At 72.7% G+C, this 12,288-nt stretch carries 9 protein-coding genes; 5 read left to right on the top strand and 4 right to left on the bottom strand.

What is annotated here, in order from left to right; all coding sequences use genetic code 11:
* On the top strand, window positions 1–2,162 hold a 2,162-nt coding region (glgB, locus tag H5J33_RS10595; RefSeq protein WP_181794641.1), incomplete at its 5' end, for a 1,4-alpha-glucan branching enzyme.
* Here the strand turns inward: glgB and H5J33_RS10590 are convergent.
* Entirely contained in the window at window positions 2,137–4,431 is a 2,295-nt protein-coding gene (locus tag H5J33_RS10590) for a UvrD-helicase domain-containing protein (protein ID WP_181794640.1), read from the bottom strand. The genes glgB and H5J33_RS10590 overlap by 26 nt on opposite strands.
* 119 nt (window positions 4,432–4,550) lie before the next feature.
* Window positions 4,551–6,224 carry an MFS transporter gene (locus tag H5J33_RS10585; RefSeq protein ID WP_181794639.1) on the bottom strand — a complete coding sequence of 558 codons (1,674 nt, stop codon included), beginning with the start codon at window positions 6,222–6,224 and terminating at the stop codon, window positions 4,551–4,553.
* A 128-nt stretch (window positions 6,225–6,352) separates the two neighbouring features.
* On the opposite strand from H5J33_RS10585, the gene H5J33_RS10580 reads away from it, so the two are divergent.
* Window positions 6,353–6,967 (top strand): TetR/AcrR family transcriptional regulator, encoded by a 615-nt coding sequence (locus tag H5J33_RS10580; protein WP_181794638.1) that lies wholly within the window; start codon window positions 6,353–6,355, stop codon window positions 6,965–6,967.
* A 126-nt stretch (window positions 6,968–7,093) separates the two neighbouring features.
* Here H5J33_RS10580 and H5J33_RS10575 read toward each other — a convergent pair whose 3' ends face one another.
* Window positions 7,094–8,473, bottom strand: coding sequence for a cation:dicarboxylate symporter family transporter (locus H5J33_RS10575; protein ID WP_181794637.1), 1,380 nt, complete (start codon window positions 8,471–8,473; stop codon window positions 7,094–7,096).
* A 153-nt stretch (window positions 8,474–8,626) separates the two neighbouring features.
* Here H5J33_RS10575 and H5J33_RS10570 point away from each other — a divergent pair, with 153 nt between their 5' ends.
* Together H5J33_RS10570 and H5J33_RS10565 are read left to right on the top strand one after the other, a co-directional pair.
* The gene (locus H5J33_RS10570) at window positions 8,627–10,351 is read left to right on the top strand and encodes a sensor histidine kinase (protein ID WP_181794636.1); all 1,725 of its coding nucleotides are present in this window, start codon (window positions 8,627–8,629) and stop codon (window positions 10,349–10,351) included.
* Entirely contained in the window at window positions 10,348–11,040 is a 693-nt protein-coding gene (locus tag H5J33_RS10565; RefSeq protein WP_181794635.1) for a response regulator, read from the top strand. Before H5J33_RS10570 ends, H5J33_RS10565 begins: the two co-directional genes overlap by 4 nt.
* A gap of 29 nt (window positions 11,041–11,069) precedes the next feature.
* Here H5J33_RS10565 and H5J33_RS10560 read toward each other — a convergent pair whose 3' ends face one another.
* Window positions 11,070–11,615: a hypothetical protein gene (locus tag H5J33_RS10560; RefSeq protein WP_181794634.1), complete on the bottom strand. Its 546-nt coding sequence runs from the start codon at window positions 11,613–11,615 to the stop codon at window positions 11,070–11,072.
* Window positions 11,616–11,642: 27 nt separating this feature from the next.
* Here H5J33_RS10560 and H5J33_RS10555 point away from each other — a divergent pair.
* Window positions 11,643–12,288, top strand: a 646-nt coding sequence (locus tag H5J33_RS10555) for a 5'-methylthioadenosine/S-adenosylhomocysteine nucleosidase (RefSeq protein WP_181794633.1), incomplete at its 3' end; no start/stop codon positions are given.

Genomic DNA, 12,288 nt, shown 5'->3' with positions numbered 1-12,288 from the left:
ACCGTGTGCGGCTGTTGCACGGCACCCACCACGATCCGCACGCCGTCCTCGGCGCCCACCCGGTCCCCGGCGGGGTCGCCTTCCGCGCCTTCCGTCCCTACGCCCGAACCGTCACCGTGGTCTGCGACGAGCTGCGCGCACGGCTGCACGACGACGGCGACGGCTTCTTCTCCGGCCTGCTCCCGCTCGCCTCGGTCCCCGCCTACCGGCTGCTCGTGACGTACGACGGCACGGTCCTGGAGACCGAGGACCCCTACCGCTTCCTGCCCACCCTGGGCGAGCTGGACCTGCACCTGATCGGCGAGGGCCGGCACGAGCAGCTGTGGCAGGCGCTCGGCGCCCACGTCCTCACCCACCAGGGCGTCACCGGCACCCGGTTCGCGGTGTGGGCGCCGAACGCGCGGGGCGTGCGGGTCTGCGGTGACTTCGACTTCTGGGACGGCACCGGTTTCCCGATGCGCTCGCTGGGCGGCAGCGGGGTCTGGGAGCTGTTCGTGCCGGGGATCGGCGAAGGCGAGCTGTACAAGTTCGAGATCACCCGCCCGGACGGCTCGCGCACCCTGCGTGCCGACCCGCTGGCCCGCCGCACCGAGGTCCCGCCCGCGACGTCGTCCGTCGTGGACGTCCCGCACCACGAGTGGGGCGACGCCGAGTGGCTGGCGCACCGCGCGGACACCCCGGTGCACGAGGCCCCCTTCTCCGTCTACGAGGTCCACCTGCCCTCCTGGCGGCCCGGACTGACGTACCGCGAGCTGGCGGAGGAACTTACCGCCTACGTACGGGAGATGGGCTTCACGCACGTGGAGCTGATGCCGGTCGCCGAGCATCCCTTCGGCGGCTCGTGGGGCTACCAGGTCACCGGCTACTACGCCCCGACGGCCCGCCTCGGCACGCCCGACGACTTCAAGTACCTGGTGGACCGGCTGCACCAGGCCGGCATCGGGGTGCTGATGGACTGGGTGCCGGCGCACTTCCCGCGCGACGACTGGGCGCTGGCCGCCTTCGACGGGTGCCCGCTGTACGAACCCCGGGATCCGGCGCGGGCCGCCCATCCGGACTGGGGCACGCTGGAGTTCGACCTCGGCCGGCGCGAGGTGCGCAACTTCCTGGTGGCGAACGCCGTGTACTGGTGCGAGGAGTTCCACATCGACGGGCTGCGGGTGGACGCCGTCGCCTCCATGCTCTACCTGGACTACTCACGGGAGTCCGGGCAGTGGACGCCCAACGAGCACGGCGGCCGGGAGAACCTGGACGCGGTGGCCTTCCTCCAGGAGATGAACGCCACCGTCTACCGGCGCTGCCCGGGCGTGGTGACCATCGCCGAGGAGTCCACGGCCTGGGACGGTGTCACCCGCCCCACCCACCACCGGGGGCCGAGCGGCTTCGGCGGGCTCGGCTTCGGCCTGAAGTGGAACATGGGCTGGATGCACGACTCGCTCCAGTACATGAGCCACGACCCCGTGCACCGCAAGTACCACCACCACGAGATGACGTTCTCGATGGTGTACGCCTACAGCGAGAACTACGTCCTGCCGATCTCGCACGACGAGGTGGTGCACGGCAAGGGGTCCCTGGTGTCGAAGATGCCGGGCGACTGGTGGCAGCAGCGCGCCGGCCACCGGGCGTACCTGGGCTTCATGTGGGCCCACCCCGGCAAGCAACTCCTGTTCATGGGACAGGAGTTCGCGCAGGGCGCCGAGTGGTCGGAGGCGCGCGGCCCGGACTGGTGGCTGCTGGATCCACAGTACGGCGCGGCGGCGGACCACCGGGGCGTGCGCGACCTCGTCCGGGACCTGAACACGGTGTACCGGGCGACCCCGGCGCTGTGGCAGCGGGACACCGATCCGGCGGGGTTCGAGTGGATCGCCGGGGACGCGGCGGACGACAACGTCTTCGCGTTCCTGCGCCGCGCCGCCGACGGCACCCCGCTGCTCGCGGTCTCCCACCTGGCACCGGTGGTCCGCCCCGACTACCGCATCGGGGTGCCGGACGACGTCCCGGCCTGGGTGGAGGTCCTGAACACCGACGCCACACGGTACGGCGGCAGCGGCGTGACCCACCCGGACCCCCTCAAGCCGGACCCCCACGGCGCCCACGGCCGCCCCACCAGCCTCCGCCTGACCCTGCCCCCACTGGCTACGGTGTGGCTGCGGCCGGCGTGAGCCCGGCCGGCAGCGTCCCCGTGTGCAGTACGCCCAGGTGCTGGGTGGCGCGGGTCAGGGCCACGTACAGGTCGCTCGTGCCGTAGGCGGCGGGTTCCACCACCAGGACCGAGTCGAACTCCAGGCCCTTGGCCTGGCGGGGGTCGAGGAGGACCACCGTGCGGGTCAGGTCGGGTTCCGTGCCCGCGGTGACCCCGTCCAGGCGTGCGGCGAGGGCGCGGTGCAGGTCGCGCGGGGCGATCACGGCGAGCCGGCCCTCCTCGGGGGTGAGTTCGGCGACCGCCTCGGCGACCGCGCCGGGCAGGTCGCCGGAGGCGTGGCGCACCCAGGGCCGTACCCCGGTGGAGCGGACCGAGCTGGGCGGCTCGAAGTCCGGCTGCCCGGCGCGGACCACGGCCGCCGCCAGATCCATGATCTCGGCCGGGGTGCGGTAGTTGACGCCCAGCCGGGTGTGCTCCCAGCGGTCCTCGACATAGGGGGCGAGGATGTCCGCCCAGGAGCCCACGCCGGCCGCCTCGGCGGTCTGGGCGGGGTCGCCGACCAGGGTCATCGAGCGGGTCGGGCAGCGCCGCATCAGCAGCCGCCAGGCCATCGGCGACAGTTCCTGCGCCTCGTCCACGATGATGTGCCCGAACGCCCAGGTGCGGTCGGCGGCGGCCCGTTCCGCGGCGCTGCGGTGGTCGGCCTCCTCCTGCCGTTCGGCGAACCGCTCGGCGTCGATGATGTCGTGCGCCGACAGCACCTCCGACTCCTCGTCGTCCTTGTCCTCGAACTCGTAGGTCCGGGAGGCGTACGACACGTCGAGCACGCCCTGCGCGTAGGCCACCTGGGTCTCGCGTTCGCGTTCGGCGCGGGCGCGGGCCGTCCGGTCGTCCTCGCCGAGGAGTTCGGCCGCCTCGTCCAGCAGCGGCACGTCGGCGACGGTCCAGGCGCGGGTCACCGGGCGGCGGATCGCGTCGGCGTCCTCCTTCGGCAGGTAACCGTCGGGCTCGGCGAGGAAGTCGGCGACCAGCCGCTGCGGGGTGACCCGCGGCCACAGCGTGTCGATGGCGTCCCAGACCTCGGGGTTCTCGGCGAGTTCGTCGCGGATCTGGGTGATGTCGGAGGGGTCGAGCAGGCTGCTGCCGTCGTAGGGGTCGGTGCCCACGCGCTCGGCGTACAGCTCGGTGAGCGTGTTGAGGATGTGCCCCTCGAAGTGCTCGCGGGCCGCGTTGTGCGGCAGTTTGGCGGCGCGGGTGCGTTCGCGGGCGACGTTCACCAGGCCGTCGTCCAGCATCAGCACCTCCCGGTCGTGCTCGATCGCGATCACCGGGTCCGGCAGGGCCTGCCGGTCGCGGACGACGGCGGCCAGCACCTCGGCCATGTCGGCGCGGCCCTTGACGGCGGCGGCCTCGGGCGTGTCGGCGGCGGTGGCCCTCACGCCGGGGAACAGCTCGCCGACCGTGGCCAGCAGCACCCCGGTCTCGCCGAGGGAGGGCAGCACCTCGCCGATGTAGCCGAGGAAGGCGGGGTTGGGGCCGACGATGAGGACCGCGCGGCGGGCCAGCAGCTCCCGGTGCTCGTAGAGCAGGTACGCCGCCCGGTGCAGGGCCACCGCGGTCTTGCCGGTGCCGGGGCCGCCCTCCACGACCAGCACCCCGCGGTGCGGCGCCCGGATGATCCGGTCCTGCTCGGCCTGGATGGTCTGCACGATGTCGCCCATCCGGCCGGTGCGCGCGGAGTTCAGCGCGGCCAGCAGCACGGCGTCGCCGTTGTGGTCCTCGTGGCCGGTGCGGGTGGCGTCGCCGAGGTCCAGGATCTCGTCGTGCAGGGAGGTGACCGTCCGGCTCTCGGTGGCGATGTGCCGGCGGCGGCGCAGGCCCATCGGGGTGTGGCCGGTGGCCAGGTAGAAGGGGCGGGCGACATCGGCCCGCCAGTCGATCAGCACGGGGGTGCGCTCGGCGTCGTCCTCGCGCAGCCCGATCCGGCCGATGTGGTGGGTCGTGCCGTCGGCCAGGTCGATCCGGCCGAAGCACAGCGAGCCGTCCACGGCGTTCAGCGCGGCGAGCAGCCCCGAGCGCTCGGCGACCAGGATGTCCCGCTCCAGCCGGGCCTGCATGGGCTTGTCGCCCTGGGCGAGCGCGTCCGTGACCGAGGTCTCGGCCTCGCCGCGCAGGACGTCCACGCGCGCGTACAGTCCGTCGATGAATTCCTGCTCGCCGCGCAATTCATCGTCGGGAAATTCGCTGTTCGTCAGATCCGCGTTTGACAATTCCGCTCCCGCCCGCATATACTGTGCTCACTGAACTTCTTCGCGATCTCGGGAATCGAAGTCGCGAACCACTGAATATACGCAGAGAAATCCCCCGGACGCAATTGTCCGGGGGATTTTTTTCGGTCGCCGCGGACTCAGGCGGTCCTGCTGTCCGCCAGTTCCTTCTCGGCGTCCTCGCCCTGCGCGGTGGCGGCTTCCCGGCGCGGCAGCAGGACGGCCACCAGGACCGTGCCGACGCCCAGGATCACCGCGCCGACCAGGCTGGTGTGGGCGACCGCGTCGGAGAAGGCCGAGCCGACCGCGTCGGCCATCTGCCGGGCGCCGGAGGCCAGCTCGCCGGCCTGCTGCTTGAGCTGCGCGGCCTGCTGCGGATCGGTCGCCTGCTGCGCCTGTGCGGCGGCCTGGTGCGCCTTCTCCCCGATGCCCTGCGCGACGGCGTACCCGGCGCCGACCGAGTCCTGCGCGGTGTCCAGGGCGCTCGCCGGGAGCTTGCTGCCCTTGGTGGCGTCGGACAGGTGGTCGCTGTAGGAGGTGGCGAGCAGGGAGCCGAGGATGGCGATGCCGAGCGAGCCGCCCAGCTCCAGCGAGGTGTCGTTGACGGCGCCGCCGACGCCCAGCTCCGACTCCGGGAACGCGCCCATGATGGCGTCGGTGCAGGGCGAGAGCGCCAGGCCTATCGCGAGGCCCAGGATGATCAGGGGCGCCACGAAGTCGCCGTACGTGGAGCCGGCGTCCACCCGGGTGAGCAGCGCCAGGGCGACCGTGCCGCCGGCCATGCCCGCGCCGACGGTCCACTTCATGCCGACGCGCGGGGTGAGCAGGGCGGTCAGGGCCGAGCCCACGAAGACGGCGCCGGCCAGCGGCAGCATGCGCACACCGGTCTGCAGGGCGTCGTAGCCGAGGACGAACTGCAGGTGCTGGGTCAGGTAGTAGAAGGCGCCGAAGACGGCCAGGAAGAACAGGGCGACGGCGAGGTTGGAGCCCGCGAACCGGCGGGCGGCGAAGCGGCGCACGTCCAGGATCGGGCGCGGGTGGCGCAGCTCCCACAGCACGAAGGCGACCAGGCCGACGCCGGCGACGACGGCCGCGCCGATGGCCTTGGCGCCCCAGCCGAAGTGCGGGCCCTCGATGATCATGTAGACGAGCGCGGCGGTCCAGATCACCGACAGCACGCCGCCGACGTAGTCGATGCGGTCGTGGTGGCCGGCCTTGGACGGCGGGACGAGGACGAAGGCGGCGATCAGCGCGACGGCCGCGACGGGCACGTTGATCAGGAAGGTGGAGGACCAGCCGTGGTCGCGCAGCAGGGCGCCGGCCACCACGGGTCCGGCGGCGATGGCGAGCCCGGCGGTGGCGGTCCACAGGGTGATGGCCTTGGCCCGCTCGGCGCGCGGGAAGGTCGCGGCGAGCAGCGAGAGCGTGGCCGGCATGATCAGCGCCGCGCCGACGCCCATCACGGCGCGGGCCGCGATGACGGTCGCCGCGCTGTCGGCGAGGTAGCCGAAGACGGCTCCGCCGCCGAACACGACCAGGCCGAGCACGAGCGCGCCGCGCCGGCTGTACTTGTCGCCGATCGCGCCGAGCAGCAGCATCAGCGCCGCGTACGGCACGGTGTAGCCGTCGATCACCCACTGCAGGTCGGCGCTGGAGAGCCCGAGATCCTTCGTCATGTCGGGCGCGGCGACGGTGAGGGCGGTGTTCGCCATCACGATGATCAGCAGGCTGAGGCAGAGCACCAGCAGCGCCCACCATCGCCGGGCGTAGGGACGCTCCATCCTCTCGACCGGTTCGGTCATGACGAGTCGCATGGCAGGGATCGCCTTCCTCGGGGTACGCGACGGACTTGCACAGTAACGTGCAATTGCACAACTATGTGCAATGTACGACGTTGCACAGGACTGTGCAAGTCCAGTCCGAAGGGGGTCGGGAAGGCACAATGACCGCCATGACCACGGGTAACACCAGCCGCGCCGACGCAAACCGGCGCCGCATCCTCGACGTCGCCCTCGCGGAGCTGCTGCGCGACCCCGACGCGTCCATGGACCAGATCGCCCGCGCGGCAGGCGTCGTACGACGGACGGTGTACGGCCACTTCCCGAGCCGGGAGGCGCTGATCAGCACACTCGTGGACGAGGCGGTGCAGGCGCTCGCGGACGCCGACGCGGCGGTCCGGGCGGGGGTGACGGACCCGGCGGAGGCGGTGGCCCGGTCGGTGCTCGCGATCTGGCAGACCGCCGACCGCTACCGGCTGCTGATCGCCCTGGCCCAGCGGACGGTCACCGTCCAGGGCATCCGCGACCGCCTCGCCCCCCTGCGCGAGGCGAAGGTACGGCTGCTCCAGCGCGGCCTGGACACGGGCGTGTTCCACTCGCCGCTGCCCGCGCCGGCGCTGGCGTACGTCCACGAGCAGATGCTGTTCGCCCTGATGGAGGCGGTGAACGACGGACTGCTGGCAGCGGCGGATGCCGGCCGCTCGGCCACGGTCGCCGTCCTGACCGCGGCGGGCGTACCCGCCTCCCGGGCCATGGCGCTGGTGGCCGAGGTGGCGTAGGAGCGCATCGGAGGCGTCGTACGAGTGCCGTGGACACAGCAGGCAACGGCGTGGGCCGACGACAGAAACCGGCCGCCCGGCCCCGGTTCAGGCGGGGCCGGACGGCCGGAGAACCGCGATGGGCGCTCAGGCCTTGACCAGCCCCTCCTTCCGGGCCGGCGGGGCCGCGTCCACCGAGGAGTGCCCCTCGTCCAGCAGTGTGGTCTCGTCGAACGGCACCTCGCCGGCCAGCACCCGGCGCACCCGGTCCTTGTCGATCTCCTTGGTCCACGTACCGACCAGGACCGTCGCCACCGCGTTGCCGGCGAAGTTCGTCAGGGCGCGTGCCTCGCTCATGAAGCGGTCGATGCCCACGATCAGCCCGACGCCGTCGACCAGGGCCGGCTTGTGCGACTGCAGGCCGCCGGCCAGCGTGGCCAGGCCCGCGCCGCTGACCCCGGCCGCGCCCTTGGACGCCAGCAGCAGGAACAGCAGCAGCGGGATCTGCTCGCCGACCGACATCGGCGTGCCGAGCGCGTCCGCGATGTACAGCGACGCCATGGTCATGTAGATCATCGTGCCGTCGAGGTTGAACGAGTAGCCCGTCGGCACGGTGATGCCGACCACCGGCCGGCTGACGCCCAGGTGCTCCATCTTCGCGATCAGCCGGGGCAGCGCGGACTCCGACGAGGACGTGGACAGGATCAGCAGGAACTCGCGGGCGAGGTACTTGAACAGCGAGAAGACGTTCAGCCCCGCGACGATCCGCAGCAGCGCGCCGAGCACCAGGAAGACGAACAGGAAGCAGGTGATGTAGAAGCCGAGCATCAGCACGGCCAGGCTCTTGAGCGCGTCGACGCCGGCGGAGCCGACCACGGCCGCGATCGCGCCGAACGCGCCGAGGGGCGCGACCCACATCACCATCGACAGGATGCGGAAGACCAGCCGCTGGAGGTGCTCGATCCCGCGCAGCACCGGCTGCCCGGCCGGTCCCATGGCCTGGAGCGCGAACCCGGCGAGCAGCGCCACCAGCAGCGTCTGGAGCACCTGTCCCTGGGTGAACGCGGACACGAACGTGTTGGGGATGATCGACAGCACGAAGTCCACCGGCGGCAGCGCGTCGCTCTCGATCTGGGAGTGCCCGCTCTTGCGGAGCGCGTCGGTCAGGTGCAGCCCGTCGCCGGGGTGCAGCACATTGCCGACCACGAGACCGATGGCGAGCGCGACGAGCGACATCACCAGGAAGTAGCCGAGGGCGATGCCGCCGACGGCTCCGACCTTCGCGGCTTTCCGTACCGAACCGATACCGAGCACGATCGTGCAGAAGATGATCGGCGAGATCATCATCTTGATCAGGTTCACAAAGCCGGTGCCCAGCGGCTTCAGCTCCACCGCCGCGTCCGGCCAGATCAGGCCCACGGCGATGCCGAGCGCGACCGCGGCGATGACGGCGATGTACAGGTAATGGGTCCGGTCCCGCTGGGCGCGGGGTGCGGCAGATGCCGTATCGGCGGGGCTGGCGGCCACGACTGCCCTCCTTGACGTCTTCGTCGGCGAACAACCGGCGTGCGGCTCACGTCCGGGCGTTGATGGGAACGCCGTGACTATCTCCCGGCCTGTGAGGGCGGTCACCCTTCCGTTCATTTAGTTCACGATCGGACGGAGAGGCACACTGCTGACATGCGTCTGCCCGCCCTCCCCCGCCCCCGCAGCCTGGCCGGCCAGCTGTTCGCCATGCAGGCCGTGCTGATCGCGGTGGTCGTGGCCGGGTACGCGCTGTTCACCTACGTCAGCGACCGGCGGCAGGCCGAGGAGTCCGCCGCCCGGCAGGCCACGGCGGTGGCCCGGTCGGTCGCCGACGCCCCCTCGGTCCGCGCGGCGATCCGCGGCCCCGACCCCACGGCCCGGCTGGAGCCGTACGCCCTCCAGGTCACCCGGGACGCCAACGTCGACTTCGTGACGATCATGGACCCGTCCGGCATCCGCTGGACCCACCCGGACCGCGCGCAGATCGGCGGACGCTTCCTCGGCACCATCGGCCCCGCCCGGCACGGGCGTACCTTCACCGAGACCTACACCGGCACCCTCGGGCCGTCCGTCCGCGCGGTCACCCCGGTCACGGACGGCGGCCGGATCACCGGGCTGGTGAGCGCCGGCATCAAGGTGGAGACGATCAGCGCCCGGATCCAGGACCAGGTCACCGCGCTGCTCGGGGTGGCCGGCGGGGCGCTGGCGCTGGGCGCGGTCGGCACCTATGTGATCAACGCCCGGCTGCGCCGCCACACCCACGGCATGAACGCCACCGAGCTGAGCCGGATGCACGACTACCACCAGGCGGCGCTGCACGCGGTCCGGGAGGGGCTGCTGATGCTCGACGGCCGGTACCGCGTCGCGCTGGTCAACGACGGCGGCCGGGAGCTGCTGGGGCTCGGCGGCACCCCGGACGCGGAACTGATCGGCCGCTCGGTGGCCGGGCTCGGTCTGCCGGCCCCGCTGACCGGCGCCCTGCTGTCCTCCGAGCCCCGGGTGGACGAGGTGCACCTGACCGCCTCCCGGGTGCTGGTGGTGAACACCTCCCCGGTGTCCGGGGGCGAGCACCGGGGCACGGTCGTGACGCTCCGGGACGTGACCGAACTCCAGTCCCTGATGGGCGAGCTGGACTCCGAGCGGGGCTTCACCCAGGCGCTGCGCTCGCAGGCGCACGAGGCCGCGAACCGGCTGCACACGGTCGTGTCGCTGATCGAGCTGGGCCGGGCCGAGGAGGCGGTGGAGTTCGCCACGGCCGAGCTGGAGCTGGCCCAGGCCCTCACCGACCAGGTGGTGGCGGCGGTCAGCGAGCCGGTGCTGGCCGCGCTGCTGCTGGGCAAGACCGCCCAGGCGCACGAGCGGGGTGTGGAGCTGGTGGTCTCACCGGACAGCCGCCTGGACGACGGTCTGCTGCCGGCCGAGCTGCCGGCGCGGGACCTGGTCACGATCCTCGGCAACCTGATCGACAACGCGGTGGACGCGGCCCAGGGCAGCGTCCGGGCGCGGGTGACCGTGACGGCGTACGCTTCGGGCGCCGAGCTGGTGCTGCGGGTCTCGGACACCGGCCCCGGTGTCGACCCCGCGCATGCCGGCCTGGTATTCCAGCGGGGGTTCTCCACCAAGCCGGCCGGGCCGGGCGGGCGGGGGCTCGGGCTGGCCCTGGCCCGGCAGGCGGTGACCCGCCACGAGGGCACGCTGACGGTGACGGGATCCGGCGAGGACGGCGAGGGCGGAGCGGTGTTCGAGGTGCGGTTGCCGTTGCGCGCGTCCCTGGACGGCGACGGACACGGGTTGCCGCCAGGCGACGCGGGCGCGTCCCCGGACGGCGGACGCGCGTTGCTCGGCGGCGGACGCGCGTCGCTTGGCGGCGGCGGATGACGGACGAACGGCAGCCCATCCGCGTCCTCGTCGTCGAGGACGACCCGGTGGCCGCCGACGCGCACGTGATGTACGTCGGCCGGGTGCCGGGATTCGTCGCGGTCGGGAAGGCGCACACGGGCGCGGAGGCCCGGCGCATCCTGGACCGCACCCCGGTGGACCTGCTCCTGCTGGACCTGCACCTGCCGGACGTGCACGGTTTGCAGCTGGCCAGGTCGTTGCGGGCGGGCGGGCACCACGCGGACGTGATCGCGGTGACCTCCGCCCGGGATCTGGCGGTGGTGCGGGAGGGCGTCTCGCTGGGTGTCGTCCAGTACGTTCTGAAACCGTTCACGTTCGCGACGCTGCGGGACCGGCTGGTGCGCTACGCCGAGTTCCACGCGGCGGCGGGCGAGGCCAGCGGCCAGGACGAGGTGGACCGGGCCCTGGCGGCCCTGCGCGCCCCCACCCCGGCGGCCCTGCCGAAGGGCCTGAGCGCACCGACGCTGCAACGGGTGACGGGCACCCTGCGGGAGGCACCGGACGGGCTCACGGCGACCGGGCTCGCCGAGGCGGTGGGCATCTCCCGCATCACGGCCCGCCGCTACCTGGAACACCTGGTGGACACGGGCCGCGCCGCCCGGAGCCCGCTGTACGGACAGGTGGGGCGGCCCGAGCTGGTGTACCGGTGGGTTCCGCAGGGACGGTGAGAGGGGGTCCGGGACGCCGGTGCGGTCGCTCACCCGGCCCCGAACGGCACGGCGTACCGCACGATGCACAGCCCCAGTCCGGCGACGGTGACCGCCTCCAGCAGGGACACGGCCGCGAGCCCCGCGGAAACGCCGCCACCCGCCCAGTACACGACCAGCGCGCTCAGCGGCACCACGCAGAAGGCGAGCAGGTCCACCACGCACTGGGTGACCTTGCGGGAGACCCGGCGGGCGTCGCCGCGGTGCGCGCTCTCCCAGCGGAAGACCTCGCCGCCCTCCGCCTGGGCCAGGGCGGCGAGCCGGGGGCCCAGGTCGCCGCGTACGTACGCGCCGATCGCCGAGATCTTCTGGTCGTTGACGAGATACGTCCAGCCGAGGACGACACACACCGGCGGCAGCGCCAGCAGCATCGCGCCCTGTCCGGCCTGGGCCGCGGCGGCGATCACGGCGGCCACCACGGTCAGGGTGACGTACAGCAGGTTGTCCCGGAAGCCGATGCGGGTCTTCTGCTCGTCCTTGACGCTCTGGTACTCGGCGAGCAGCAACTGCCCCATGGTGACGTCTCGTTCAGCCACTGAAGTTCCTTCCCCCGGCGGTACCTTATGAGTGTGCCGGATTCCCAGCCCACCGTTCTGGTCCTGACCGCGCTCGCGCTGGAGTACGCCGCGGTGCGTCCGTACATCGAGCGGCGCGAGGAGCTGGTCCACCCCGGCAACGGCACCGTCGTCGAAGCGGGCCCGCTGCCCGGCACCCCGTGGCGCCTGGCCGCCGCCGAGCTGGGTGAGGGCGCCCGCAACAGCGCCGCGCTCACCGCGTCGCTCATCGGCTGGTTGGACCCGCGCGCCGTCGTGTTCACCGGGATCGCCGGCGGCCTCAAGCCGGACATCGCCCTCGGTGACGTGGTGGTGGGCACCAAGGTGTACGGCATCCACGGCGGCAAGGTGACGCCCGAGGGGACGCGGGGGCGCCCCGAGGCCTGGTACGGCTCCCACGGGTTGGTGCAGGCGGCGCGTTCGGCGGCGCGGGACATGCCGGACGTCCGGGTCCACTTCAAGCCGATCGCCACCGGCGACGTCGTCCTCGCCGACGCCGCGTCCGGGACCGCCCGGTGGATCCGCGAGCACTTCGACGACACGGCGGCCTTCGAGATGGAGGGCTCCGGCGCCGCCCACGCGGCCCATCTGGAGGGCCCGTCACCCGCGTGTGCGGACGAGGTCGTGGGTGAGGTCGGTGAAGGCGCGTGCGGCG

It is taken from the genome of Streptomyces sp. WELS2 (assembly GCF_013870595.1).
Taxonomy (GTDB): domain Bacteria; phylum Actinomycetota; class Actinomycetes; order Streptomycetales; family Streptomycetaceae; genus Streptomyces.
Note: the sequence above shows the minus strand (reverse complement) of the source record. Positions and strands in the feature narration are given on the sequence as shown.